The organism is Dactylosporangium sp. CA-092794, assembly GCF_050948465.1.
Lineage (GTDB): Bacteria > Actinomycetota > Actinomycetes > Mycobacteriales > Micromonosporaceae > Dactylosporangium.
Genome location: NZ_CP192044.1, coordinates 8,404,302 through 8,429,598, shown reverse-complemented (window position 1 = coordinate 8,429,598; position 25,297 = coordinate 8,404,302). Strand labels below are relative to the sequence as shown.

At 69.9% G+C, this 25,297-nt stretch carries 23 protein-coding genes; 13 read left to right on the top strand and 10 right to left on the bottom strand.

Features of this window, described 5'->3' with window-relative positions; all coding sequences use genetic code 11:
• The first annotated feature begins 20 nt into the window (after positions 1-20).
• Positions 21-737, top strand: a complete 717-nt coding sequence (locus ACQPXD_RS36145) for a hypothetical protein (RefSeq protein WP_432826019.1) — start codon at positions 21-23, stop codon at positions 735-737.
• Positions 738-809: 72 nt separating this feature from the next.
• Here ACQPXD_RS36145 and ACQPXD_RS36140 read toward each other — a convergent pair whose 3' ends face one another.
• Positions 810-1,859, bottom strand: coding sequence for a mannonate dehydratase (locus ACQPXD_RS36140; protein WP_432826017.1), 1,050 nt, complete (start codon positions 1,857-1,859; stop codon positions 810-812).
• A 179-nt stretch (positions 1,860-2,038) separates the two neighbouring features.
• On the opposite strand from ACQPXD_RS36140, the gene ACQPXD_RS36135 reads away from it, so the two are divergent.
• The 3 genes from ACQPXD_RS36135 (at position 2,039) to ACQPXD_RS36125 (ending at position 4,702) form a co-directional block, all read left to right on the top strand.
• Positions 2,039-2,818, top strand: a complete 780-nt coding sequence (locus ACQPXD_RS36135; RefSeq protein ID WP_432826015.1) for a FadR/GntR family transcriptional regulator — start codon at positions 2,039-2,041, stop codon at positions 2,816-2,818.
• Between the two features lie 139 nt (positions 2,819-2,957).
• On the top strand, positions 2,958-3,713 hold the full coding sequence (locus tag ACQPXD_RS36130) for an SDR family NAD(P)-dependent oxidoreductase (RefSeq protein WP_432826013.1): 756 nt from the start codon (positions 2,958-2,960) through the stop codon (positions 3,711-3,713).
• The gene (locus ACQPXD_RS36125; RefSeq protein ID WP_432826011.1) at positions 3,710-4,702 is read left to right on the top strand and encodes a lactonase family protein; all 993 of its coding nucleotides are present in this window, start codon (positions 3,710-3,712) and stop codon (positions 4,700-4,702) included. The genes ACQPXD_RS36130 and ACQPXD_RS36125 overlap by 4 nt, the downstream gene beginning before the upstream one ends.
• 54 nt (positions 4,703-4,756) lie before the next feature.
• Here the strand turns inward: ACQPXD_RS36125 and ACQPXD_RS36120 are convergent, their stop codons facing one another.
• Positions 4,757-5,563, bottom strand: coding sequence for a FadR/GntR family transcriptional regulator (locus ACQPXD_RS36120; protein ID WP_432826009.1), 807 nt, complete (start codon positions 5,561-5,563; stop codon positions 4,757-4,759).
• A 194-nt stretch (positions 5,564-5,757) separates the two neighbouring features.
• Here ACQPXD_RS36120 and ACQPXD_RS36115 point away from each other — a divergent pair, with 194 nt between their 5' ends.
• From ACQPXD_RS36115 to ACQPXD_RS36085, 7 genes are all read left to right on the top strand, one after another.
• Complete coding sequence (locus ACQPXD_RS36115) at positions 5,758-7,281, top strand: ABC transporter substrate-binding protein (protein WP_432826007.1); 1,524 nt, start codon at positions 5,758-5,760, stop codon at positions 7,279-7,281.
• Between the two features lie 50 nt (positions 7,282-7,331).
• Complete coding sequence (locus ACQPXD_RS36110; protein ID WP_432826005.1) at positions 7,332-8,270, top strand: ABC transporter permease; 939 nt, start codon at positions 7,332-7,334, stop codon at positions 8,268-8,270.
• A complete protein-coding gene (locus tag ACQPXD_RS36105) occupies positions 8,267-10,846 on the top strand; it encodes a dipeptide ABC transporter ATP-binding protein (RefSeq protein WP_432826003.1) in 2,580 nt (859 codons plus the stop codon). The genes ACQPXD_RS36110 and ACQPXD_RS36105 overlap by 4 nt, the downstream gene beginning before the upstream one ends.
• Before the next feature lie 24 nt (positions 10,847-10,870).
• Positions 10,871-11,530 carry an RraA family protein gene (locus ACQPXD_RS36100; RefSeq protein ID WP_432826001.1) on the top strand — a complete coding sequence of 220 codons (660 nt, stop codon included), beginning with the start codon at positions 10,871-10,873 and terminating at the stop codon, positions 11,528-11,530.
• Positions 11,527-11,715, top strand: coding sequence for a hypothetical protein (locus ACQPXD_RS36095; protein ID WP_432825999.1), 189 nt, complete (start codon positions 11,527-11,529; stop codon positions 11,713-11,715). Before ACQPXD_RS36100 ends, ACQPXD_RS36095 begins: the two co-directional genes overlap by 4 nt.
• Positions 11,716-11,753: 38 nt before the next feature.
• Positions 11,754-12,836 (top strand): glycoside hydrolase family 5 protein, encoded by a 1,083-nt coding sequence (locus tag ACQPXD_RS36090; RefSeq protein ID WP_432825997.1) that lies wholly within the window; start codon positions 11,754-11,756, stop codon positions 12,834-12,836.
• A 276-nt stretch (positions 12,837-13,112) separates the two neighbouring features.
• Positions 13,113-13,304 (top strand): hypothetical protein, encoded by a 192-nt coding sequence (locus tag ACQPXD_RS36085; RefSeq protein WP_432825995.1) that lies wholly within the window; start codon positions 13,113-13,115, stop codon positions 13,302-13,304.
• Here ACQPXD_RS36085 and ACQPXD_RS36080 read toward each other — a convergent pair.
• From ACQPXD_RS36080 to ACQPXD_RS36055, 6 genes are all read right to left on the bottom strand, one after another.
• Positions 13,285-13,479, bottom strand: a complete 195-nt coding sequence (locus ACQPXD_RS36080; RefSeq protein ID WP_432825993.1) for a hypothetical protein — start codon at positions 13,477-13,479, stop codon at positions 13,285-13,287. The genes ACQPXD_RS36085 and ACQPXD_RS36080 overlap by 20 nt on opposite strands.
• 5 nt (positions 13,480-13,484) lie before the next feature.
• Complete coding sequence (locus ACQPXD_RS36075; RefSeq protein WP_432825991.1) at positions 13,485-15,311, bottom strand: CASTOR/POLLUX-related putative ion channel; 1,827 nt, start codon at positions 15,309-15,311, stop codon at positions 13,485-13,487.
• 433 nt (positions 15,312-15,744) lie between these two features.
• Complete coding sequence (locus ACQPXD_RS36070) at positions 15,745-17,415, bottom strand: transposase (RefSeq protein WP_432825989.1); 1,671 nt, start codon at positions 17,413-17,415, stop codon at positions 15,745-15,747.
• Positions 17,416-17,819: 404 nt separating this feature from the next.
• Positions 17,820-18,581 carry a hypothetical protein gene (locus ACQPXD_RS36065; RefSeq protein ID WP_432825987.1) on the bottom strand — a complete coding sequence of 254 codons (762 nt, stop codon included), beginning with the start codon at positions 18,579-18,581 and terminating at the stop codon, positions 17,820-17,822.
• 303 nt (positions 18,582-18,884) lie between these two features.
• Positions 18,885-19,640 (bottom strand): hypothetical protein, encoded by a 756-nt coding sequence (locus tag ACQPXD_RS36060; RefSeq protein WP_432825985.1) that lies wholly within the window; start codon positions 19,638-19,640, stop codon positions 18,885-18,887.
• Positions 19,641-19,692: 52 nt separating this feature from the next.
• Positions 19,693-20,559 carry a hypothetical protein gene (locus ACQPXD_RS36055; RefSeq protein ID WP_432825983.1) on the bottom strand — a complete coding sequence of 289 codons (867 nt, stop codon included), beginning with the start codon at positions 20,557-20,559 and terminating at the stop codon, positions 19,693-19,695.
• A gap of 211 nt (positions 20,560-20,770) precedes the next feature.
• Here ACQPXD_RS36055 and ACQPXD_RS36050 point away from each other — a divergent pair, with 211 nt between their 5' ends.
• Positions 20,771-23,077 (top strand): glycoside hydrolase family 9 protein, encoded by a 2,307-nt coding sequence (locus ACQPXD_RS36050; RefSeq protein WP_432825981.1) that lies wholly within the window; start codon positions 20,771-20,773, stop codon positions 23,075-23,077.
• Between the two features lie 24 nt (positions 23,078-23,101).
• Positions 23,102-23,443, top strand: a complete 342-nt coding sequence (locus ACQPXD_RS36045) for a hypothetical protein (protein WP_432825979.1) — start codon at positions 23,102-23,104, stop codon at positions 23,441-23,443.
• Positions 23,444-23,473: 30 nt separating this feature from the next.
• Here the strand turns inward: ACQPXD_RS36045 and ACQPXD_RS36040 are convergent, their stop codons facing one another.
• Positions 23,474-24,424 carry a quinone oxidoreductase family protein gene (locus tag ACQPXD_RS36040; protein ID WP_432825977.1) on the bottom strand — a complete coding sequence of 317 codons (951 nt, stop codon included), beginning with the start codon at positions 24,422-24,424 and terminating at the stop codon, positions 23,474-23,476.
• On the bottom strand, positions 24,421-25,272 hold the full coding sequence (locus ACQPXD_RS36035; protein WP_432825975.1) for an alpha/beta fold hydrolase: 852 nt from the start codon (positions 25,270-25,272) through the stop codon (positions 24,421-24,423). The genes ACQPXD_RS36040 and ACQPXD_RS36035 overlap by 4 nt, the downstream gene beginning before the upstream one ends.
• Positions 25,273-25,297: the final 25 nt, after the last annotated feature.

The window sequence follows — 25,297 nt, the reverse complement described above, 5'->3', positions numbered from 1 at the left end:
CATCGACGGGGGGATACACCATGCGGGTCCGACGAATATGCAAACTGGCCACAGTCTCGTTGCTGGCCGCGCTGGTCGGCGTCGCCGGCGCCGCTCGGCCCGCGGCGGCCGCCAGCTACGTGCCGATCTCCGGGGGCGGCTCGACGCTGTCCTACAACGCGTTCCGCTCGTGGATCGGCACGGTCGCGCAGTACGGCATGCGGGTCGACTACGAGCGGTCCGGCTCCAGTACCGGCCGGGCGAAGTTCCGGGAGGGCACGCTGGACGAGACGATCGACGTGGACGTCCCGCTGTCCGAGGGCGTGCTCACCATGACCGCCGGCGGGACGGTCGTGATGACGGACGCCGTGCTCCGGCCCGACCACACCTTCGAGTCGACCGGCGACCTCGGCTGGGTGACGATCGACGACTTCCGCGACCAGACCGTCCCCGGCTGGAGCGTCTCCGGCCAGATCGGCGACTTCGCCGGCGACGGCCACACGTTCAGCGGCAGCTTCCTGGGCTGGACGCCCGGGATCGCCGTGCAGAACCCGGCCCGGGACGTCGTCCCGGGCCTGCCGGTGGCCCCGCGGACCGACCCGGGCCTGAAGCACGGCGGCCGGCTGGCCGCCGCGCCGGCGGGCCGGGGCCTGGGCACCACCGTCATCCGCGGGGACCTCTCCCTGAAGATCCCGTCGAGCACCCAACCCGGCACGTACTCCGCGACCCTGACCATCACCGCGCTGGCGACCGCCTGACCCAGCGCTCGCGGCGCGGCTCATCGCGCCGCGTTGTTCACCTCGTCCGCCGCTCTCGCGACGAATGACTGGTCAGGAAGGAACGGGTGCCGCCGTGCGGTCGGAGGCACTCGGCGCGTAGACGGCCTGGCCGAGTCCGCGAGCGTAGCCGAGCGCGAAGAGCCGGCCGAGCGTTTCGTATCCGGGCCGCTCGTTGCGCTCTCCGGCCATCGTCGGGACGTGATCGGGCCGCAGCGGGCCGTCGAACCCGACCTCCTGGTAGGCCCGCATGCACTCGAGCATGTCGAGCTGCCCGTCGTCGTGGAACGTTTCGACGAAGTCGCTCGCGGTACCGCGGACGTTGCGGAAGTGGACGAACCGGATTCTGGGTCCGAACTCCCGGATCATCGACGGGACATCGCCATCCATCAACGTGAAGTTGCCCTGGCAGAAAGTGACTCCGTTGCTCGGAGAAGGGTCGATGCTCAGCAGCCGGCGGTAGGCATCCGCAGAGCCCATGATGCGCGGAACGCCCCGCAGTCGCGGCAGCGGCGGGTCGTCCGGGTGCATCCCGAGGCGCACCCCGGCGCGCTCGGCGACGGGGATGACCGCGCGCAGGAAGTATTCGAGGGCGTCCCACATCTGATCGTGCTCGACCGCGGGATGCTCGACCTCCGGCAGCGCCTCGGCGTCCGCCTGCCGGAATCCGGTGACGAGGGCGCCGCCGCGGCTGCGCACGTCGACGGCGGTGCGCGACCAGCTGGACAGGGCCATCCAGTTGTAGCAGAGCACGCGGATCCCCAGGTTGCCCATGGCTTCGAGCTGCTGGATGATCGCGGCGATGTCCTCGTCACGCCCCGGCAGGCCCATGCGGATGCGGTCCATCGGGACGGTGTCCTCGATCGCGACGACGGTGAAGCCGGCCTCGGCGAAGACCGCCTGGTCCCGCGCGATCGACGCCTCGCTCCACGGGAGCTGGTCCACGCGGTGGTGGTGCAGGCGGCCGTTCTGCAGCGAGGCGAACATGCGCTGCTCCTGCTCGGCCCCCTGCAGCAGGGCGACGACGTCGGTCACGCCGGCCTGGCGCACGAGGTCCCACAGGGGTTCGGGACGCGGCGACAGGAACTCCGAGAGTCGAAACACACGCTCTCCTTACGTCTTGTTATCGTGTTACCAGCTTATCATATAAGCTGCGAGCGCGGCCGACGTGGCCGCAGGTTCGGCAGTCGTGTGGGCCTCGGTCGATGGACCCGACCTATCAGGAGAGCTGAGAACCTTGTATGCTCACAGGTACGCAATCTCCTTAGGTAAGCGAGGCAGGAATGCCCCGATCGATCAAACGGACCTCGCTGACGGACCAGGCGACCGAGGCGATCATCGAGTTCATCGAGGAACGGAATCTTCGCGCGGGCGATCAGCTGCCAGGAAGCGCCGAGCTCTCGGAGATGCTGCAGGTCAGCGTGCCGGTCGTGCGGGAGGCGATGGCAGGTCTCGCGGCCATCGGCCGGCTGGAGAGACATCAGGGCCGTGAGAGCACGGTGGCGACGCCGAATTCGTCGCACCTCAGCCGGCTGTTCTCGCTGCGCGTCATCGGCTCGGCCGTCGACGACGAGAAGCTGCAACAGTTCCGCGAGATCGTCGAAGTGGGCAACGCCCGTCTGGCGGCGAGGAATCGCACCGAGGACCAGCTCGCGTCGCTGGATGAAGCCATGGCCGTCCTGGCGTCCGCGCAGAGCGCCGAGGAGCTGCACGAGGCGGACGTCGCCTTTCACGCCGCGGTGGCTCGAGCTGCCGACAACGACCTGTGCGAGCTGACGCTGGAGTCGCTGGAGCCGCTCCTGTGGCGGCTTCGCCGCCGGGTCTGGAACGGATGGGTGAACGCGGGCGGGGAGTTCACCAGCATCATCGACGCGCACCGGGTGGTCCTGATGGCCATTCGCGACGGCGACGAAGACGCCGCGGCAGCCGCCATGTCTCGCCATCTGGCCCAAGCGCGCGCTGGTCTGGAGGAGTCGATCCGCGCCGGTGACCACGAGGTCGCCCCCCGCGCCGGTTTCCCCGCGGCCAAGAAGAAGCGTTCGGTGCGTTCGGCCAAGGCGTAGGGTACGCGCCCCAGCGCCCAGGCACTCGCCCTGCTCGGCACCCTCCACGCCACCGCTCTCCGGGCTACGCCCTGATCATAGTAGTCGCTTATCTGATAAGTTGGTCTTCAAGGATGTTGGCCTGAAGACTGGTGAAGTGATGTCGTTCGACGATCTGCGGGGCAAGACCGCCCTCGTGACGGGCAGCTCCCGAGGCATCGGCGCGGGCCTGGCCGATGCGCTTGAGCATGCCGGGGCTCGCGTCCTCCGGCATGGGCCGCCCGCCCACGCCGAGCTTGTGGGGCCCGGTTCCGACGTGATCCTCGCGGACCTCTCATCCGAAGCGGGCGTCGAGACGCTGTCGGATGCGGTGAAGGCCCGGGTCGACCGGCTGGACGTGCTCGTCAACAACGCCGGCGTCGAGATCCCGCAACGGCTCGCGACCCTGAGCGAGCGGGAGCTGCGCACCGTCCTCGACGTCAACCTGGTCGCCCCGATGCTGCTCGCACGGTCGCTGCTGCCGTTGCTGCGGGCGTCGACCGGCGGCTCGATCGTCAACATCACGAGCATCCACGACGACGTCCCGGTCGCCGGCAACCTCGCATACATGTCGTCGAAGGCCGGGCTGGCCGGCGCGACGCGCACGATGGCGCTGGAGCTCGCACCGCTGGGGATCCGGGTCAACTGCCTCGCCCCCGGTGCTATCGAGACCGACATGGCCCGCGAGGCGATCGAGACGATGGGCCGCGACAAGTTCGAGTCGTGGATCCCGCTCGGGCGCGTGGGTACGGTCGACGACGTCGTCGCGCCGCTGCTCTTCCTCGCATCGGATGCGTCGCGGTACGTCACGGGCACCCGGCTGCTCGTCGACGGCGGGTACAGTCTCGCGCTGCTGCGGTACGGCCTGCTGGAATGACGCTCTACTACAGCGGCTCGGATTCGCACGGCGGGCTGTCCGAGCTCGCCCTGTGGCGCGGCACCGGTCACGGCCTCGAGCGGATCGGTGCCCTCGCGCTGCGCAGCCCCTCCTGGGTGGAGCCGCACCCTCGCCTCCCGATCCTGTACGCCACGCAGGAATCCGAACCGGGAGCCGTCATCGTGGTCGAGGCCGGGCCGGACGGATCGCTCCACGAACGGCAACGCGTGCCGTCGCACGGCGCGCTGCCGTGCCACCTGGCGGTCGACGAGACGGGTGCCCGGCTGGTGGTGAGCAACTACCTCGACGGAACCGTCGCGGCGTGGTCGCTCGCGTCCGACGGCGCCATCGAGGAGCCTGCCGCGGTCTGGCAGCTCAGCGGGTCCGGACCGGTGGCGGGTCGCCAGGAGGGCTCGCATGCCCACCTGGCCCACCCGCGCCACAACGACATCCTGGTCGCCGACCTGGGCGCCGATGCCGTGGTCGCCGTCTCGCCCGGCGGCGGACAGCACGTCGAAGCGGCACTGCCGCCCGGATTCGGCCCGCGCCACTTCGTGATGATCGGCGACGACCGCGCCGTACTCGTCGGGGAGTTGAGCGCCGAGCTCGCCTTGATCGAGTTGCGCGGGCCGGGGTCGCGCGTTCTGGACCTCGTGCCGGCGACGCGGTCCGGCGGCGCTCAGCCGTCCGGCATCACCGCACGCGGAAACGACGTGATCGTGGCCAACCGTGTCGTCGGCACCATCGCGGCGTTCGCCGTCGAGGGCGACCGCCTCGTCGCCGGCGAGGAGATCCGCCTGCCGGGCGACAACCCACGGGCGATCACCTCGGACGCCCGGCACACCTACGTCTGCGTTCAGGACGCCGGATGCATCGCGACGTACGTCGCGGGGGAGGGCGATGCTCCCCGGCTGACGCCGGCCCCGCACGTCAGCGACTTCGGGGTGATCCCGTGGTCGCGAGCGTTCGGTCGGCCGCCGCTCGGCTGAGGATCCGGGCACGATCCGGGCTCTCGCCGCCGAGATACCGGAACGGAGCTCGTCCTAGCCGGTCGTCGCGGGTGCCGGCGACTCGGCGCCTGCCTCCGGGAATCCGGCGCGCGGCGCAACCGCGTGGTCCCCGCCGCCGAGCGCTTCCTCCAGCCCGACCCGCGCCTGCGCGAGGTGGCTGGACATCGCGGCGGCCGCGGCGTCCTCATCGCCGTCCCGGATCGCCGTGAGGATCGTGCGATGGGCATCGATGATGCTGGTGACCTCCCCGCCCGTGTTGACCCAGCCGTTCCACACCCGTCGGCGGAGCCGCCGGAGCAAGGGCTCCAGCGAGTGGAGCGTCAGCTCGCACAGGTCGTTGTCGGCCGCCCGGGCGACCGCGGCGTGGAAGGCGACGTCGGCCATGTGCAGTTCCTCGGCGGTCCGCGCGGAGTTCAGCGTGGCAAGGGCTTCATCGAGCGCCGCCAACTCCTCCGGCGTCCGGTTCCGCGCGGCGAGCCGTGCGTTGCCGACCTCGACGATCTCGCGGAACTGCTGGAGCTTCTCGTCGTCGACCTCCGAGCCGATCACCCGGAGCGAGAACAACCGGCTCAGATGCGAGGCGTTCGGCGTCGCCACCGTCGTTTCCCGCCCCTGGTGTCGCTCCAGGAGACCGATGGCGGCCAGGCCGGCGATCGCCTCCCGCACGACCGGGAGACTCACACTCATCATTTCCGCGAGCTCGGCGCTGCCGGGGAGCTGATCGCCCGCGCGGAGGTTGCGTTCCTGAATGAGCTCGATGAGCCCCTCCGTCACCTGCTCCTGCAGAGAGGTGCGCTTGATGGCTGAGGGCATTGCTGCCCGACCTCCGTCCTCGCTCACCGAAGCGATCACAGCTTATCAACTGCCCTGATAAGCGGGACTGTCGATCCAGCATAGTCCGTGCCCGCGGACTCGCCCGAAACCACGTCGTCGTGCCCGGAACCTCGCTGCTTCGCATGTTGACATATAACAACCTCTCTTACATGATGGCAACGCACCGGCAATCTGTCGCGCACAACTTCAAGGAGGACGCTGTGTCGTTGAGGAAGTTTCTCGGCGGTGTCGCCATCTCCGCCGCCCTCGTCGTCGGCGCGACGGGATGCTCGGGTGGCGGAAGCGACGCGCCCGCCGGACATCAGAAGCTCACCATCGGCGTGATCGTCGACGTCGGGTCGTTCGATCCCTCGCAGTCGGATGTCGGCAACTTCATGCAGTACCTGCAGCCGGCGTACGACACGCTGATCCGGCTCGACGACAAGGGCAAGTTACAGCCGATGCTCGCCACCAAGTGGGAGTACACCGACCACGAGAACAAGGTGCTCGAGCTGACGCTCCGCCAGGGCGTGAAGTTCTCGGACGGCACCCCGCTCACCGCCGAGGCCGTCATCGCCTCGCTGAAGCGGTTCGCCGCAGCCAACGGCCCGCGGGCGACCGCGCTCGCCTCGGTGGCGTCCTACAAGGCCGTGAACGACAGCACGGTCGATCTGACCCTGTCGGCGCCGGACCCGGCGCTCACCCACAACCTCGCGCTCGTCGCCGGCATGATCACCAACCCGGCCGTCGCGGCCGCTGACCTCGCGACCACGCCCGCCGGCGCCGGCCCGTACGTGCTCGACAAGAACGCCACCCGCCGCGGCGACGTCTACGTCTTCACGCGGAACGAGAACTACTACGACACCGAGGCGTTCCCGTTCCCGGAGATCGACCTGCGGGTGCTCACCGACCCCACCGCGCGCCTCAACGCCGTGAAGACCGGCCAGGTCGACGCGACGTTCGGTGAACCGTCACGCAAGGCCGAGGCGAAGTCCTCGGGGCTCACGGTGATCTCGGCGCCCGGTGACTGGCAGGGGCTGTTCCTGATCGACCGGGCGGGAAAGACCACCCCGGCGCTCGGCGACGTCCGGGTGCGCCAGGCGATCAACTACGCCATCGACGGCGACGCGTTGCTGAAGTCGGTGGCCTTCGGTGAAGGTACCTCCTCGACGCAGATGTTCTACCCGGGCACCCCGGCCTACGACGACTCGCTCAACCGCGCCTACCCGTTCGACCCCGACAAGGCTCGCAAGCTGCTCGCCGAGGCGGGTTACGCCGGCGGATTCACGCTGAAGATGCCCTCGATCGACGTGTTCCTGCCCGAGGTGTACCCGATCGTGAAGCAGCAGCTGGCCAACGTGGGCATCACCGTCGACTACACCCCGCTCAACGTCGCCGGTGGCCTCGGACCGTTCCTCACAGGTGAGTACCCGGCTTTCGTCTTCAGCTGGGGCTCGTCGCAGAACTGGCTCGACGCCACGCTCCTGCTGAGCAAGGACGGCGCGTGGAACCCGTTCCACGTCGCCGACCCGAAGATCGCCGATCTGATGTCGAAGATCGCGGTCGCGAGCGGCGATGAGCAGGCAGCGCTGTACAAGCAGCTCTCCGCCTACGTCGTCGACCAGGCCTGGTTCGACCCGTTCTACGTGGTCAACAACCTGTTCTTCGTCGGACCGCACGTGACGGTGACCCCTCAGGCGCAGCAGTCGGTGCCGTCCATCTACAACTACAAGCCCGCCAAGTAGGGGCCACGCCGGGCAGGGGCTCCGGCCCCTCCCCAACCTGCGGAGATCTCATGCTCGTCTTCCTGCTCAAGCGCACCGGCGCGGCGCTCGTCCTCGTGTTCGTCGTCTCGTTCATCTCCTTCGCGCTCACCTGGGTCACCCCCGGCGACCCGGCGCGCGCGATCCTCGGGGTGAGCGCGACCAACGAGCAGGTCGCGCGGAAACGCACCGAACTCGGTCTCGACCAGGACGTGCTCGGCGCCTACTGGGGCTGGCTGACCCACGCGCTCACCGGCGACCTCGGGCGGTCGTGGTTCACCAGCCAGCCCGTCGCCGGCTCGATCGCCGACCGCCTCCCGGTGACGCTCACGATCACCATCGCCGCCGCCGTGCTCGCCGGCATCATCGGCATCACGCTCGGCCTCTGGGCCGCGGCACGGCGCGGGGCCGTCGACAGCGCGATCCAGCCGTTCGCCGTGCTCGGCTTCGCGGTGCCGAACTTCATCGTCGCGATCCTGCTGCTCACGGTGTTCGCCCTGAACCTGCGGATCCTGCCGGCGACCGGCTGGGTCGACTTCGCGGACGATCCCGGCGGCTGGGTCCGGTCGATCACGCTGCCCGTGATCGCCCTCGCCGTGGCGGCGACCGCCGCCGTGGCGCAGCAGACCCGCAACGCGGCGATCGAGACGCTCCAGCAGGACTACATCCGCACCCTTCGCGGTCGCGGTCTCGGCACCGCATCCATCTACCTCAAGCACGTGCTGCGCAACTCCGCGCCCGTCGCCCTGACCGTGCTCTCGCTGCAGTTCATCGGCCTGCTGAGCGGATCGGTGGTGATCGAGCGCATGTTCGCCCTGCCCGGCATCGGCGCGCTGACGGTCGGCGCGGCGGGATCGGGCGACCAGCCGGTCATCCAGGGCGCGGTCATCACCGTCGTCGTCGCCGTCGTCGTCGTGAACCTGCTCATGGACCTCGCATACGCGTGGCTGAACCCGAAGGTGCGCTCGTGATCCTGCCCCCCGACACCCTCGCCGCGGCGGCGGCGACCTCGACGATCGCTCGCCGCTCGCCGTTTCGCCGCCTGCTGCGCAGCCCGGGGATGCTGATCCCGGCCGTCCTGCTCCTCGTGATCGTGCTCGCCTGCGTCCTGGCGCCGCTGTTCGGCCTGCCGTCGCCGGACTACGCCGACGTCACCGCCGTTCGCCAGCCGCCCGGACACGGGCACCTGTTCGGGACCGACTCGTCCGGGCGCGACGTGCTCAGCCGGCTGCTGTTCGGCGGCCAGGTCACGCTCCTCGCCGGCCTGACCGGCACCGCCGTCACGTTCGTCCTCGGTGTTCCCCTCGGCCTCGCGGCCGGGTACTACAGCGGCCGGCTCGACTCGATCGCCAACTGGCTGTCGAGCCTGATCCAGGCGCTCCCCGCGATCGTCGCGCTGCTCGCGATCTCAGTGCTGATCGGCTCCAACCCGGTCGCCGTGATGGCCGTGTTCGGGGTCCTCATGCTCCCCGGAATGTTCCGCCCGGTGCGCGCGGCGGTCCTCGACGTGCGGCGTGAGCTCTACGTGGACGCCGCCAAGGTTTCCGGCATCGGAGACCTGTCGATCATGGGCAGGCACATCCTCGGGGTCGTCCTCCCGGTCGCGCTCATCCAGACCGGTTTCATCTTCGGTGTCGCGCTCATCGTGCAGGCAGGGTTGCAGTTCATCGGCATCGGCACGCCGGGCGCGGCCAGCTGGGGCGGGATGCTCGGCGACGCGTTCAAGGACATCTACAACGCGCCGTTCCTGCTCGTGCCGCCCGCCGTCGCGATCACGCTGACGGTGCTCTGCCTGATCCTGCTCGCGTCCGTGGGGCGGGACCTGATCAGCGACGGCGCGACGCCGTCCCGCCGCCGGCGCCGCGCCGCTGCCGCACCGAAGGCCGCTGCGGCGGCGCCCACGGGCCATGCCCTGCTCGAGGTTCAAGACTTGGTCGTCGAGTACCGGCTCGACCGGGTCGACCGCCGCGTCGTCGACGGCGTCGGGTTCTCGGTCCAGCGCGGTCGCGTGCTGGGACTTGTCGGCGAGTCCGGATCCGGCAAGACCCAGACGGTGCTCGGGGTGCTCGGACTGCTGGCGCCCGGTGGCCAGGTCACGGAGGGCTCGGCGCGGTTCGCGGGCCGGGACCTGGTCCGGATGACGCCCGCCGAGCTCGCCCGCCTGCGGGGGAGCGAGATCGGCTACATCCCGCAGGAGCCGATGTCGAACCTCGACCCGAGCTTCACCATCGGCAGCCAGCTCGTCGAGCCGATCCGCCGGCACCTCGGCCTCTCGCGCAAGCAGGCCCGTGCCCGTGCCCGCGACCTGCTCACGCGCGTCGGCATCGTCGATCCCGACCGCACGCTCGCCAGCTTCCCGCACCAGATCTCGGGCGGCATGGCGCAGCGCGTGCTGATCGCGGGCGCGGTGTCGTGCGACCCGAAGCTGATCATCGCCGACGAGCCCACCACGGCCCTCGACGTGACCGTCCAGGCCGAGGTGCTCGACCTGTTCCGCTCCCTCATCGCCGAGCGAGACATCGCGGTCGTCCTCGTGACACACGACTTCGGCGTCGTCGCCGACATCTGCGACGACGTCGTGGTGATGCGTGGCGGCCACGTGCTCGAGTCGGCACCGGCACCGCGGCTCTTCTCCGCACCCGAGCACACCTACACCCGCGCGCTGCTCGCTGCCGCGCCCGCGCACCTCGCGCCCCGCGAGCCCAAGTCGCTCGACGGCGCTCCGGTCCTGCTGTGCGTCCAGGACCTCCAGGTGGCGTACCCCGGTCGTCGCGGGAACCCGTTCGTCGCCGTCCGCGGGGTGTCCTTCGAAATCCGCCAGGGGGAGACGCTCGGTCTCGTCGGCGAGTCGGGCTCCGGCAAGTCGACGATCGGCCGCGCGATCCTCGGCCTCGCACCCGTGACGAACGGCGACGTGCGCTGGGCAGGCGCGAGCATCGCCCACGCCGGCCGTGCGGAGCGCCGCGCGCTGAGCTCCGACATCCAGGTGGTGTTCCAGGACCCGTACAGCTCGTTGAACCCCGCGATGGCGGTCGAGGACATCCTGGTCGAGCCGCTGCTCATCGACCCGAAGGTGACGCGTGCCGAGGCCCTCGCACGCGTGCGCGGCCTGCTGGATGCGGTACACCTCCCGCAGGACGCCGGCCGTCGCCGCGCCCGCGAGTTCTCGGGCGGCCAGCGGCAGCGCATCGCGATCGCCCGGGCGCTGTCCCGGTCGCCGCGGCTCATCATCTGCGACGAGGCCGTCAGCGCACTCGACCTCTCGACGCAGGCCAGCGTGCTCGACCTGTTCGCCGAACTGCAGCAGCGCACGAAGGTCGCGTACCTGTTCATCTCGCATGACCTCGACGTCGTCCGGCACATCGCCGACAACACCGCCGTCATCCAGCACGGCGCGCTGGTCGAGGTGGGCGACAGCGAGGAGGTCGCCACCAACCCGCGGGAGCCCTACACCCGCCGGCTGGCGTCCGCATCTCCCTACCCCGACCCCGTCATCCAGGCAGAGCGTCGCGCGCAGCGTCGTGCCGCCCTGGCCGCCGATGTCTGAAACCACCCAGAAGGAGACCCGCCGATGACCTCGACGGATCGATCACGCATGGACGCGATCCGGAGTCAGCTGTATACGCCCGTGGTCGGCGACATCCTCGACGAGCTCGGCTACCGGCGGCAGTTCATCCCACCGGAGATCCGCGGGATGCGCGAGACGATGCGCGTGGTCGGCCGTGCGATGCCGGTGCTGATCGCCGACGTGACCGGGCCGCAGCGCAAGCCGTTCGGCCGGCTCACCGAGGCCCTCGACCAGCTCGAGGACGGCGAGGTCTACATCGCGCAGAACGCGACCGTGCCGTGCTCGGCGTGGGGCGAGATCCTCACCGCCACCGCGCGTCAGCGGGGCGCGGCCGGCGCGGTGGTGGATGGCTACCATCGCGACACCCCGCGGGTCCTCGAGCAGGATTTCCCGGTGTTCAGCCGGGGGAGCTACGCGCAGGACGCGGCGGTGCGCGCATCGGTGCTCGACTTCCGGTGCCGCATCCGGATCGGTGACGTGGAGATCGAGCCGGGCGACCTGATCTTCGGTGACATGGACGGCGTGCTCGTGATCCCCGCGGCGGTGGAGGACGAGGTGATCGAACGCGCGCTCGTCAAGGCCAGCGCCGAGAACGTCGTGCGGACCGCGATCGAGGCCGGCATGAGCTCCACCGAGGCGTTCCGCACCTACGGAGTGCTGTGAGCGCGCTAAAATTCCAGGATCTCGCCGGGGCGACCGCACTGGTCACCGGCAGCAGCGCCGCACCGGGCGGAGTCGGCGCCCTCCTCTTCCTCGCCTCGGACGCATCCCGGTACATGACCGGGGCGCGCCTCCTCACCGACGGCGGCTACAGCCAGGCGCTCCCGCGCTACGGGCTCGACGACTGATCGCACACCGCCACCCACCACACCCGAAAGGAACGTCCATGAGCACGGCCATCCCGCGCTGGCGCGGCTTCAACATTGTCGACCTGTTCTCCACGAGCGTCCGGTGGAAGGAGTTCTTCCCGATGGACGACGGCGTCGTCGCGGAGGAGGACTTCGTCATGATCAAGGAGCTCGGCTTCAACTTCGTCCGCATCCCGATGTCGTACCTCTTCTTCGGCACCGGCGCCTACGGCCGCACGCCCGACCCCGAGCGCCTCGTGCTGCTCGACCGCGTGGTCGAGTTCGGGCAGAAGTACGGCATCCACGTGATGCCCGGCTTCCACCGCGCGCCCGGCTACTGCGTGACGGCCGGCTCGCAGTTCGACTTCCCGGAAAAGGGCAACCTCTTCGCCGACGACGAGGAGCTGCGGGACTTCATCACATGGTGGCGAACGCTCGCCGAGCGCTACGCCGGCGTGCCGCGGGACGCGCTCAGCTTCAACCTCGTCAACGAGCCGATGAACGTCGACGACGCGACCTTCGTGCGCACCTTCACCCCCGTCATCGAAGCGATCGAGGCCGTGAGCCCGCATCGCCTCATCCAGGTGGAAGGCAGCTTCGTCTGGAACGGCTCGTCGATCACGCTGCAGCCCGCCCCGGCGAGCATCGCGACCCGGGAGAACGTCGTGAACTCGGTGCACCTGTATCACCCGATGACGCTTACCCACTACGAGTGCCCGTGGACCGAGGGGATGGTCTCCGCCGACCTCGAGCCCCCGACCTGGCCGTACCAGCCCGCCGTCAAGCCGGGGGTCGAGCGCGTTCTGACCGGCGACGATGCGAAGCGCTGGGACAAGGAGGCCCTGCGCGAGCTGCTGAAGGGCTACCTCGACCTCTCGACCGCCGGCTACAAGGTGCACGTCGGCGAGATGGGCGCGTACTCGAAGGTCGCGCACGAGGTGTACCTCGCGTACGCGAAGGACGTTGTGTCGCTGCTCGACGAGTACGGTCTCGGCTACGCGATGTGGAACTTCCGCGGGCCGTTCGGCGTCGTCGACACCGGCCGGACCGATGCCGCGGCCGAGGAGTTCCACGGCCACCAGCTCGACCGCGCCCTGGCCGACGTGCTGCGGGGCAACTGATCCTGCGTTCCGCCCCGCGGAGTTCCGGTCGCCTCGACCCGAGGAGCGGAAACCCGCGGGGCGGACGGATGCCGTTCCCCTGTCGCGCCTTCCGATCCGCGGCCGGGGCGGACGTATGTCTCCGTGATCATGCTGTCCGCGGTGGCCGCACACCGGGTTTGCCACGATCCCGGAGCCTTCAGGGAATCTTCATGACTCGGCAGGCGGAAACCTCATCCGCACGATGCACCGTGAACGGTGCGACACGAACACGCCGGGCGGACGAAGGAGGCCGCGATGATTCCCGCGTACTGTTCCGCGCTGGGCCTCGCCGGGTGGTTGCTGATGCTGGCGTTCTGGGTGGCGGTGGTCGCGCTGGTCGTGTGGGGCGTGACCCGGCTGTTTCCGGACCGGCCCCGCACCGGCCCGCCGCCACCGCCGGCCGACGACCAGTCCCAGCGGCCGGCGGCTACCTCCAGCGGCCGGTGACCGCACATCCGCCGGTTGGGGCGGCGGCAAGTGCGGTGCGGATCTGTTCGGCGGTGGGTGGCCGCAGCACACATGCCGCCGGGCCGTGCGGGTCGGCGCCGGTGACATCCACGCCGTCGATGAGCACCGATGGCGACGGGTACGCACCGATCCGCTCGATGACCGGCACCGTCACGCTTCTCAGTCCTTGGCGAGGACGATCACACGGTCGTCCGGGCCGAACGTCACGCTTGCCGCCTTGTTCGGGTTGAGCACGATGCCGAACGCCGGCGCCGCCTGCGCGTTCGCGGCCAGCCGGTAGCCGATCGCCGACTCGCCGCGCATGCGGGCCGCTTCCAGCACCGTCTGGAAATTGAGCGGGTGGCCGTCGCGGACGTACAACTCAGCGGGTTTGAGATAGATCTCGCAGCCCCCGGCGTCGAACAGACCGCCGAACACGTCGGCGAGGTGCGGGTTCTCCGAAATCTGGGTCGTCATCAGGCTCAGCAGCTTGTCGCTGACGATGAAATCGTCGGCCTGGGTGACCTGGGCGAGCTGGCGGTTGCGGTCGTCGCCCATCTCGCTGACGATCGAGAACTTCCCGTCGAACTTCTGCTCCATGTCGCGCAGGTGCAGCAGCGTCACCAGGGTGCGCGAGTCGGCCACCTGCCGGTCGACGTCGTCGTAGCACAGCGCGATGACGTGGTCGAAGCCGGCGATGCCGAGCGACTCGAGCACGGCTCGGTCGGCGCTGTCGTCCTCGGTGAGGCTCAGCGACAGGTTCCGCACCTCGCCCGTGAGCCGCTTCAGGCTCAGCGACACCTCGTGGTGCCGCGCCACGACGACGACCTCCGAGCCGGCCGTCAGGTACTGGTCGAGCTGCTCGATGACCCCGACGGCCCGCTGGTTCCAACCGAGGATCAGCGCCCGCTTCGGCGCCGCCGCCGGGTTCGGGCCGGCCACGATCAGCTCGTGGTGGATCGGCGCGGGCGGCGCCATCACGACGGTGTCGTCGTCGGCCGAGATGGCGATCAGGTCGTCGGCGGCGGCGATGTGATAGTCGCTCGGCGGATTCAGCAGCACGGTCCCGTCGCCCTGGCGCACGCCGATGATCGCCGACGTGGGGTACGAGTGCAGCGCGGCGGCATACGTCTGTCCGGCCAGGCCCGGCTCGCGCCGGAAATAGATCTCGTCGCCGCCGAAGTCGAGCAGGCCGGTGTAGACGACGGACAGCCCGGACTGCAGGCAGGTCTGGACGATCAGGCGGGCCGCCACGGTGGTGGCGTCGATGAGGTACGCGCCGGGACCGCCGGCCAGGCGGGCGGCCGGCATGTTCGACTGGTCCGAGACGCTGCCGACGACCGTGCACCGGTTCTCGGCCTTCGTGACGGATAGCAGCATCTTGACGAGATGCGCGTCGCGGTCGTTCCCCGAGCCGGTGAGGATGATGACGGAACGGGCCTGGGCGATGTTCACCAACGCGATGTCGTCCGGGTCGAGCGGGTCGCCGGTGCGGCACACGACCTTGGTACTGCGCAGGTCGCCGACCTTCGCGCGGATCTCGTCCTCCATCTCGACCTTGTCCTTGTCGGCGAGGACTGCCACGCAGGCGCGGCGCTTGTTGCTGTTGGCCTCGACGAGCTCGCCGATGACCGTGAAAGCCTGGTCGGACCAGCCGAGGATCACCGTGTGACCGGTCTCCAGCACGACCGAGCGGCCCTTGCGCAGCTCCTGCAGCTTGCCGTCGAGGCCGGTGGTCAGCACACCGATGAACGCCGTGACGATGAAGATGCCGCCGATGGTGATGAGGAACGCGACGGCCACGAAGTACCAGTGCCCCGTGTCCCCGGCGACGGTACCGGGGTCGAGCGCATGCAGCACGGCCTGCCACACCGACGCGAAGAACCCGCGCCGCCCGCCGTCCGCCGGCGTAGGGTCGATCAGCCAGACCAGCAGCCCGCCGGCGACCACGACCGCCACGGAGGCGAGCCCCAGCCACGCGACGAGAGCCGACGTACCCTCGGACATCGTCTTGTCGAACCAGTATCTGAAACGGCGACGCAACGTAGCGGCGGCCATGGGCACCTCGGCTGGGCTGGAAATCGAGAAGATCGCCGCACAATATAACCGTTGGTAGCGGCCGCGCTGTCACATGCCCGTCGAGCGCCGCCCGCGGGCGCCCGGTGCGGCGTTTTGCTTCCGTGATCATGTGGCGGATACGTCCACTGGCTGGGATCCTCATGATCGTGGAGTGATAGTGCCGCTCCTGAGCCTGGTGCGTAACTGCTGGGCCGGGGGTCGATTGGTTTGGGGTGGTGGGTGGTGGACGGGTGCCGGTATTCCTGTCTGGTGACTTTGTGTTGTTGATGGGTGGCGGTGTGGTGGGTGTGGTGGGGGTTGGGTGTGTGGGAGCGGCCCCTGGCGCGGGTCTGCGCGGGGGTGTGGGTGTGGGGGGTCGGGTTCAGCCGGGCGGGTGGTGTTTGCGGCGGTGGCGGCTGATTTTGAGCAGGTTGTGGGTGACTGCCCAGAGGTGGAGTTCGGTGGTGACGTCGTCGTTGCCGCGGTGGTGCAGGGTGCGTCCGAAGCGGTCGAAGAGTTGGGCGAAGAGCGGTTCGATGATGGCGCCTCGTCGTTGGTAGAGGGCGCGGTTGGCGGGTTGGTCGAGGCGTTCGGCCATTGCCTGCCAGGCGTGCGTGGTGGTGCTGGCGTTGCCGGTGCGCCGGCCGGTTTGGCGGGCTTCTTGTTCCACCGCGATGAGGAGCAGGTCGGTGGGCAGGTCGGCGGTGAAGTTGGCTTCGGAGGCGTAGCCGTTGTCGAACAGGGCCGCGCCGATCGGGTCGGTGATCCCGGCGGCGTCGAGGTTGGCCCGGGCCTGGGTGAGGAGGGGTGCGAGGGCCTGTTTGTCGTTGGGGCTGTGGTGGCTGGCGATCGCGATGATGAATTGGTTGGGGGTGGCGAAGGCTTGGATGTTGTGGCGCTGGCCGTAGCCGTCGTGTTTGCCGGGCATGATCCGGCTGGCCGGGTCGGTGGTGTTGACCTTGCCGGTGGCGGGTGGGTGGGCGGCGGTGGCCTGGGCGCGGGCGGTGGCGGTGGCCAGGGCTTTGCGTGCCTGGCGGACCCGGACGTGGTCCTCGGCCGGGACTGGTCTGGTGCCGGGGATGCGGGTGCCGGCGGCCTGGGCGGTGGCCCGCCGGTCATGGGCGGCCTGGACGGCGGCGCGGGCCTGTTCGAGTCGCTCGGCGCAGCGCTGCACCCGGTCCTGATCACGGCGTAGCCGCTCGGCCCATTCGACCCGCTCGGTACTGGGATGCGCACGTAGGTGGGCCAGCGCCGCGCGCCGCTGCCGCAGCAGCCGGGACACGGTGCCCATCCGCCGCCGCAACTGCCCACCCGGCCCGCGGGACGCCGGGCCTGCCAGCCCATCCAACCCCGCCGGCTCATCGCGCAGGGCCGGGTGGTCGAACAGGGCCGGGTGGTCGAACAGGGCCGGGTGGTCGAACAGGGCCGGGTGGTCGAACAGGGCCGGGTGGTCGAACAGGGCCGGGTGGTCGAACAGGGCCGGGTGGTCGGGTTCGGTGCCGAGCTGGTCCAGCCATGCCTGCTGGGTTTCGGCGAGTTGCTGTTCGAGCTCGGCGATCTGGGCCAGCAGGCCGGCCTCGTCGGTGGTGGCATGCATCGCGGCGTTGGCCAGCACCTTGGTGCCGTCCCCGGCGGTGACGGACACGTCGACCAGGCCCAGGGCGTAGCCCAACCGCAAGGTCTGCGGCAGCAGCGCCCGCAACGCCACCTGGTGGGTGTCCAGGAACCGGCCGATCGTGCTCCGGTCGGGGTGACGGTTGCCGGTGACCACCCGCGCGCCCAGATCGTCGTGGCAGGCCGCGGCGATATCCCGGCCCGAGCGGATGCCCTTGGCGGCGCAGTACAGGACCAGGGTGAGGATCATCCTCGGGTCGTACGGGGGCCGGCCCTGCCCGTCAGCACGGTAGGCCGCCGCGAACATGGTCAGATCCAGCTGTTCGACCTGTTCCAGAATCTGCCACACCAGGTGGCCAGCCGGTAACAGATCACGAGCGTCGACCGGCAGCAGGAAGACCTGCTCGCCCCGGTCGCTGCCGAGCCATGCACGACCCACACCACAAAATCTACACAAACATCTCAAACAGGTCGATAGTCCGCACGGCCATGATCGGACATCGCACGACAGCGTGGCCAGGTGCGTACCCACACAGCACCGGCCTCCACCACACGACCAGACCACCGGCCTGGCACGGAAGAGCCTTGACAAGAACACACAACGAGTTACGCACCAGGCTCTCCTGGTACATCATCGCTCCACGATCATGGAGATCCCGCCATTCGGGACGCTCCTCGGCATGATCGCGGAAGGTGAGCGCCGCCGGGGGCCCTTATGCTCCGTGGTCGTTCACCAACGACCGGAGACCTCGCTCATTGTCGATCTCGACATGCCCGAACCTCGGAGCGGTCCGCCACCACCGCCGACTTCGACTACCCGCGCCGATCACCACCGCGCCGGCGTCACAAGGCGAGCGCATGCTCGGCCTGTGCGACGAGGTCGGCCTCGGTGATGTCCGGATTGAACTCGGCCGCGTCGTAGAGTTCCGCGAACGCGACCAACGCTGTGGAGCGTGGCGGTGCTTTGGTCCGCCCGTTCCACGGCGTCGGGATGTCGTAACTGGCGTAGAGCGCATCCTGCCACGCCGTGTGAATGCGGTCGTCGGCCCAGTCCAGGCGGCGCTCGAATGCGACGCCGGCGCCGAGGCCGAGCTCGCCGACCATCGCGCGGTATCGATCCTCCAGCAGCCCGCTCCGGTCGCGCAGCAACGCCTCGATGCGCTCCGCCGTGGTGGTGCGGCCGGCCGCCGCGGACCACGCGGCCAGGTCGGCGGCGAGCCGGGCGTGGTCGGCGGGCGGCTGCTCGGGGCCGGGCGCCCGCAACGTGTTGAGGATCTCGTGGTCGAAGCCGCAGCTTTCCCAGTCTCCACCGAGCAGGTGCGCGGTCCACGAGGGGCCGCCGGGGACGTCGGCGGCCATCTGCGCGCAGCCGACGTCGGAGATCCAGGCGGCCAGGACCGGCGCACCGGTCGCGGCGGCGATCGGTCCCGGACCGGCCCCGACCGTGGCCCACTGATGGGCCCGGACGCTGATCTCGGCCATCTGCCAGCCGTCCTCGTGGCGCACGAGGTTGAAGCAGGACGTGCCGAACGCGCTACGCACCTCGGGCAGCAACGGCAACGGAGTCGCGGATCTGGCGACGACGATCGAGTGGTGGGTGCTCACGACCCGGAAGGATAGATGTCACACCAGCGGCCGGCGGTGCGGATGTCGCACCCGCCGGGTGCAACCTGCGATCCGCGCGCCCGGGCCGAACATATGTCTCCGTGATCATGCTGCCCGTGGTGACCGCACACCGGGTTTGCCATGATCCCGGAGACTTGTGGTACACGGGGGTACATCAGCACTCCACGATCATGAAAAACCGTTGGTGCCGATGCTGCGTTGCGCATGATCACGGAGACTTCCCGTCCCTGCGGCCGCGCCGGCGGTCCGCCGTGGGCAAGATGCTGGGTAGGGCGGTGCCGTCTAGGGAAGGTCGATATTGACGGCCGCGACGCATGCCTGCATCACCGCTTCGAAGAGATCGCTGCTGATCTGTTCGTATTCCTGCCGCACGTCGCCGTCGGCGAACCCGAGGTCGTTCCATGATCCCATACCCCCGAACACCCAGGCTGCCAGCGCCATGCCGGCCAGCCGTGGTCCGTCTGGATCGGGCCAGGACGCCGGGAACAGGTCCCGCGCCGGCTGGTGGTCGGCCGCGGTGAACACCCGGGCCCAGGCTGGCAGCTGCTGCCGGTCGGCGAACTGGGCGGCGCGCCGCAGCGTTTGGTCCAGCGCTTGGGTGGCCGCGTCCATACCGGGACGTACCGGGCGAATCGCCACCGGCTCGGAAATGTAGTTGACCACCAGGATCTCGGCACCGTCGGCTACCCGCGTGCCGGCACTCCACTGCGCCTGCCACAGGCGACTGCCGGCCGGGCCGGTGCTCAACAGCCCGGCCGGTACGCCACCCATGAACGCCGCGCTCACCGGCGCCGGCAGCCCTGCGGGCCCGTCGGCGATCCCGGGGCCGGCCACGGCGAACCACAGCCGGTCTACCCCGTCCCCGGCCAGACGCTCGGCCCACGTCTCAAAACCGACCACCGAGTCGAAGGCAACCATATCCGCGAATTGCGGCAGGCTGGACAGGTCATCCGACCCGGAGCGGCCGCCGGACGGATCCGCCAGCCACATCGAGACGTGCGACGCGATGGCCAGGCACTGTGCCAGTTCACCGTTCATGGACCCGCAACATAGCGGCTCTTCACACCCGGTGCGGCGCTGGGGGCTGTGCTCAGCCGTTGCGGTGGTGCTGCTGCACGAAGGTGTAGCCGGGCTCCAGCGGGCCGGCGGTGATCTGCTCGTGCTCGACGGCCTGCCTGTGCAGCTCGAGCTGCTTCTCCGACGGCTGGGCGCCGGGCGGCAGCTTGCGGACGAAGCCGTGGACCCAGTGGTCGCGGCGGTCGGCGTCCCCCGCGTCGGCGTCGGCGGGGTGCGGGGCCGGCTCGATCAGCGGCGCGTAGAACAGCATCTCGGCGGCTTCCTGGCCGTCGACGGCGGGATAGGAGGGATGCCCCGCCGGGTCGACGCTGCCGAGCACGCGGGTGACGTAGCCCTCGCGGATCAGTTGCTCGACGGCGTTGCGGAGCAGGAACGAGCCGCGGGCACCCCGGCCGAGCCCGCAGCGCGCGGGCAGCTCCGACTCGGCGAACACGGCGCTGCCGTCGTCGAAGACGAGGCCCAGCCGGCGCACCGCGTGGAGCACCTTCCCCCGGTTCGACGTGCCCGGGGCGCATTCGTGGGTGACGACCTTCGGGTCGTACTCGTGAAAGTAGTCGACGCCGTCGATCCGCATCGGTTCGTCCAGCGCGGCGGTGCGCATGACGACCTCGTCCCGCTCGGCGTGCCAGGAGACGCTGACCAGCGCCCCGGGCCGCAGGTCCGCCGGCCATTCGATGCCGCTGAACCGCCACTCCTCGTCCTGGCGAAGCGAGGTCTCGAAGACCTGCCTGGTCGGCGTGATGGCCTGGATGTGGTGCTCGAGCACGACGGTGACGACGGGCCGGTGGCTGAGGACCTCGACGGACTCCGGCGGGGCGGGGCAGACGGCACCGTGGAGATCCGCCTGTCGCAGCGCGAGCCGGCGGGTCACCGTCCTCATGATCTACCTCCGGGTGTCCGAGCGCGAACCGAACATACCTGGTCCCGCGCCCGAACGCGGAGGCTGACCGGTGGACGGCCGCCGCCCGGCGGATCGATGACTCGCGGCAACACCCGCGATGGTGAGTGTCCGGAGGAGATCGCGCGCACCGGCGCTGGCCGGGGGTTTCGACCCGTGGCGGCGGCGGGCGCCGCGGAGTCATGGTCGGGGCATGGTGATGGTTAAGGAACCCAGCGAGAAGGTGTTCAACGGGACGTTCGACGGCAGCGGCACCGCCGGCTGGTTCTCCGCCGGGACGGATCTGACCGCGGCTGACGAGCGGCTGCGCATTCAGGTGCCGGGTGGCACGCACGTGCCCTACGACGTGATCGTCGGGCAGAACGACATCCTGTTGGAACCCAACACGCCGTACTCGATCTCGTTCACCGCCTCGGCCAGCCGTCCGGTGACGATCAAGGCTCAGGTCCAGCTCAGTGATTCGCCGTACACGGCGACGTGGTCGCAGGACGTCGGGCTCGGCACCAATCCGCAGCAGTACCACTTTTCGTTCACCGGCAACCTCGACACCAAACGGGGCCAGGTCTCGTTCCAGCTGGGCGGCTCGGGTGAGCCGTGGGTCTTCACGCTGGACGAGGTGTCCCTCGTGGGCGGCAAGCCGTATGACCGGTACATCCCGGAGACCAAGCCTCCGGTGCGGGTCAGCCAGGTCGGCTACCTGCCGGCGGCGCCGAAGCACGCCACCGTCGTGACCGACGCGCCGGACCCGTTGTCCTGGCAGGTCGTCACCGGCGCGGGCCAGGCGGTGGCGTCGGGGAGCTCGACCCCGCGCGGGCTCGACGCGTCGTCGGGGGAGAAGGTGCACACCATCGACTTCAGCACGGTGACCGAGCCGGGCACCGGATACACCCTGCGGGTCGGCGGGCAGGAGAGCTTCCCGTTCGACATCGCCGAGTCCGTCTACGACCGGCTGCGTCGCGACGCGCTGCAGTTCTTCTATGCGCAGCGCAGCGGTATCGCGATCGACAACGCGCTCGCGCCCGGATACGCCCGGGCCGCCGGTCACGTCGGTGTGCCACCGAACCTGGGCGACACCGATGTGCCGTGCCAGCCCGGTACCGGCGACTACAGGCTTGACGTGCGTGGCGGCTGGTACGACGCCGGCGACCACGGCAAGTACGTGGTCAACGGCGGTATCGCCACCGCCCAGCTGCTCGGCCAGTTCGAACGCACCACGACCGCGAAGGTGGTCACCAAGGGTGCCCTCGGCGACGGCACCCTCGACATCCCGGAGCGCGGGAACAAGGTCCCCGACATCCTTGACGAGGCCCGCTGGGAGCTCGAGTTCCTGCTGCGGATGCAGGTTCCCGCGGGCAAGCCCAACGCCGGGATGGCTCATCACAAGGTGCACGACCAGGCCTGGACCGGCCTGCCGTGCCTGCCCGACCAGGATCCGCAGCCGCGGCAGCTGCACCCGCCGTCCACGGCGGCGACGCTGAACCTGGCCGCGACCGCGGCGCAGGCGGCGCGCCTGTACCGGTCCTTCGACAGCGCCTTCGCCGACCGCTGCCTGGCCGCGGCCCGCACTGCCTGGCAGGCCGCCCGCGACCACCAGTCGATGTACGCCAGACCGGACGACAGCAACGGCGGCGGACCGTACGACGACACCGACGTCCGCGACGAGTTCTACTGGGCCGCCGCCGAACTGTTCATCACCACCGGGGAGCAGCCGTTCCTGGACTTCCTGCGCGGTTCGCCCTTCTGGACCGGCGACGCGTTCGGCAACAGCGGTCCCGACTGGAAGTCCGTCGCTGGGCTCGGCCGGATCGACCTGGCCACCGTGCCCAGCAAACTGCCGGACAACGACCGCGACGCCGCGCGCGCGTCGGTGCGGGCCGCGGCCGACCGTTACCTGAAGATCATCCAGGATCAGGCATACGGTGTACCGCTGGGCGAGAACGACTACACCTGGGGCGCCAACAGCGTGATCCTCAACAAGCTCATGGTCATCGGCGTCGCGTTCGACATCACGGACGACCAGCGCTACCGCGACGGTGTCCTGGAAGGTCTCGGCTTCATCCTGGGCCGCAACGCCCTCAACCGCTCGTACGTCACCGGGTACGGCAGCCGCTGCTCCAAGAACCAGCACTCCCGCATCTACGCCCACCAGCTCGACCCCAGATTCCCGCAGCCGCCCGCGGGCTCGATCGCCGGCGGACCGAACCCCGGGCTGGAAGACCCCAAGGCGAAGAAGATGCTGCTCGACCCGTCGACCGGTGAACGACCCAAGCCACAGTTCTGCTACGTCGACGACATCGAATCCTGGTCCACCAACGAGGTCGCGATCAACTGGAACTCCGCGCTGTCCTGGGTCGCGTCGTTCGCCGCCGACCAAGGCCGCCACGACGGTCCCAACCCGCTCGACGAGGTGAAGATCAGCATGGGGGCCAACCGCCAGGTCGACGTCGTCCTGCCCGCCGGCTGGTCGATCGTGGTTCACTCGGCTGCACCGGCTCGATGAGTGCCCGTCCGGGAAGTGATTGCTGTGTCCGTCGAACTGCACGATGCCATCGACAGCATGAGGAAGGTGCAGAATCCCGCCGAACAGACGAATCTGGTGCAGTCGGCGGTGGAGCTGCTGCCACCGGGACGGCGCGAGGCGGCCGTGGAGAACGTGGCGTCATCCGTCCTCGGCAATCCCTCCAAGTGGGTCACGGACGTCGTCTGGCTGATGGTGTTCGCCGTGCTCGGGATCGTGGTGGCGGGCGGTACTCTGCTGGGCCTGAACGCGAGCGGCAGCGGTCAGACCGCGGTGTTCGGGTTCGTCGGGATAGCGCTCGGCGCCATCGTCGGCATCCTCGCCCCGCGCCCCGGAACGAGGGCGTGAGCTCGGCATCCGGAGCGCGGTTCTGCCGGCTCAGGCGACGACGACGATCTTTGCTCCCGGAGAGGAGGTCTGCGCCGTCCAGGCGTGTTCGGCTTCGTCGAGCGGGAAGGTGTTGGTCGGCAGCGAGAGGGAGCCGGCCAGGGCAAGCGCCGCGACGCGTTCGTAGCTGGCGAGTACGTCCGGGAGCCGTGCGCCGGCGCTGCTGAAACCGATCAGTGTGAGCTGAGCCGCGCGGAGCAGTTCGACCGAGAACGGCAGTCCGTCGCCGGCTGCCGCGCCGACGTTGAGGTAGCGTCCGCCGGGCTTCAGACAACGGAGGGCGGGCGCTGCCCACTGGCCCCATACGGGATCGATGACCAGGTCGACGGGGCCGCCGTGCTGCTCCAGCTGCTGCGGTAGCGGCTCCTCGCCGAGAACGGCGACCGCGTCCGCGTGGGTGAGCCGGGCGAGCCGGTCGCGATGCCGGGCGGCCGCGATCACGCGCTGCGCGCCGGTCCGCTTGGCCAGCTGCAGGAACGCGTTGCCGAACGGCCCGGTGGCGCCGAGGACGAGGACGCTCTCCCCGGGCTTCAGCGCCGCCTTGCGCAGCGCGAGGTCGGCTGCCGTGCCGACCACGCCGATGGCTGCGGCGGCCTCGCTGCTCAGCCCGTCCGGAACCGGCACGCAGGCGGCCCGGTCGACCACTTGCAGCTCGGCGAGGCCGCCCTCGACGCCGGGCGCCAGTCCGGCCGCCGTCATCGCCCGGACCCGCAGGCCGGCATCCGGGCCGTCGACGACGACGCCGACACTCTCCATCCCCGGAATGTAGGGCAGCCGCGGCCTTCCGGCCCGGTGATGCCCGGCCGCGATGTGCAGGTCGATCGAGTTCAGCGCCGTCGCTTCGACCCGGATCAGCACCTTGCTCTCGCCGGGAAGCGACGGGTCGCTGACCATCTCGGTACGAGGGACGCCACCGATGTCGGTGATGACTGCCGCTTTCATGCTGTGCCATCCTCTCCGCGGGCGGACGCCGACGCGATCGGGCTGCTCGAACCGGCGGCGGGGAATGCCGCATCGAGCAGGGGGACGAGGTGCGCCGCGACCGCCTCCGGGTCGCTGGTGTGCGGGGAGTGCCCGCTGTCGATCACGACGAGCTTGGAATCCGGGATGAGATCGTGAGCGGTCTCGGCGGCCTTGAGCGGCAGGACCGGGTCGTGCCGGCCCCAGACCACGACGGTTGGTGCGGTGATCTGCCGTGCCTGGCCGCGGAGATCGTGCTCCGGCAGGGTGAAGCTGTGCCACATTTCCGCGACGGCTTTCCGTCCAGCGGCAGTGCGGGTGGTGGCGATCGCGTCGGCGCGCGCACGCCGGTCGGCGCTCGTGCGCGACCGCATGTACCACCGCGAGAAGGCTGGATAGACCATTCGCACGAACCAGGGGCGGCTCATCAACGCGCAGAACATGCGACTCGGCAGCCGCGATGCCTCGAAACCGCCACCGTCGATGAACATCAGCCCGGCGACGAGGGCCGGGCGCCTGACCGCAATCCGCGCGGCGACGTTACCGCCGATCGAGTTGCCGACCAGCACGGCACCACCGGGAGCGAGCTGATCGAGGATCTCCTCGACCAGTCCGGCGAGATCCAGCTCATCCGCCGACCGGCTCCCGGCGGCGGATTCGCCATGGCCGGGCCAGTCGACGCCGATGCTGCGGAAGCGTTCCGGAAGCAGGTCGCGCAATGCGTCGTAATCGCGGCGGCGGTGGGCGCCGCTGGGGAGCAAGACGACGGCAGGACCGGACCCGCGCGCGTCGTAGGCGATCTCGCCGGCCGAGGTGAGGAGGGTGAGCATGGTGAGGACAGTAGCACGGTGACCG

Excerpts from the sequence above, each read along its gene's own strand:
- ACQPXD_RS36090 (WP_432825997.1), top strand. The coding sequence starts at position 11,754 with ATGAGCACGGCCATCCCGCGCTGGCGCGGCTTCAACATTGTCGACCTG.
- ACQPXD_RS36060 (WP_432825985.1), bottom strand. The coding sequence starts at position 19,640 with ATGAACGGTGAACTGGCACAGTGCCTGGCCATCGCGTCGCACGTCTCG.
- ACQPXD_RS36125 (WP_432826011.1), top strand. The coding sequence starts at position 3,710 with ATGACGCTCTACTACAGCGGCTCGGATTCGCACGGCGGGCTGTCCGAG.
- ACQPXD_RS36100 (WP_432826001.1), top strand. The coding sequence starts at position 10,871 with ATGACCTCGACGGATCGATCACGCATGGACGCGATCCGGAGTCAGCTG.
- ACQPXD_RS36145 (WP_432826019.1), top strand. The coding sequence starts at position 21 with ATGCGGGTCCGACGAATATGCAAACTGGCCACAGTCTCGTTGCTGGCC.
- ACQPXD_RS36110 (WP_432826005.1), top strand. The coding sequence starts at position 7,332 with ATGCTCGTCTTCCTGCTCAAGCGCACCGGCGCGGCGCTCGTCCTCGTG.
- ACQPXD_RS36075 (WP_432825991.1), bottom strand. The coding sequence starts at position 15,311 with ATGTCCGAGGGTACGTCGGCTCTCGTCGCGTGGCTGGGGCTCGCCTCC.
- ACQPXD_RS36055 (WP_432825983.1), bottom strand. The coding sequence starts at position 20,559 with ATGAGGACGGTGACCCGCCGGCTCGCGCTGCGACAGGCGGATCTCCAC.
- ACQPXD_RS36135 (WP_432826015.1), top strand. The coding sequence starts at position 2,039 with ATGCCCCGATCGATCAAACGGACCTCGCTGACGGACCAGGCGACCGAG.
- ACQPXD_RS36035 (WP_432825975.1), bottom strand. The coding sequence starts at position 25,272 with ATGCTCACCCTCCTCACCTCGGCCGGCGAGATCGCCTACGACGCGCGC.
- ACQPXD_RS36050 (WP_432825981.1), top strand. The coding sequence starts at position 20,771 with ATGGTGATGGTTAAGGAACCCAGCGAGAAGGTGTTCAACGGGACGTTC.
- ACQPXD_RS36085 (WP_432825995.1), top strand. The coding sequence starts at position 13,113 with ATGATTCCCGCGTACTGTTCCGCGCTGGGCCTCGCCGGGTGGTTGCTG.
- ACQPXD_RS36130 (WP_432826013.1), top strand. The coding sequence starts at position 2,958 with ATGTCGTTCGACGATCTGCGGGGCAAGACCGCCCTCGTGACGGGCAGC.
- ACQPXD_RS36040 (WP_432825977.1), bottom strand. The coding sequence starts at position 24,424 with ATGAAAGCGGCAGTCATCACCGACATCGGTGGCGTCCCTCGTACCGAG.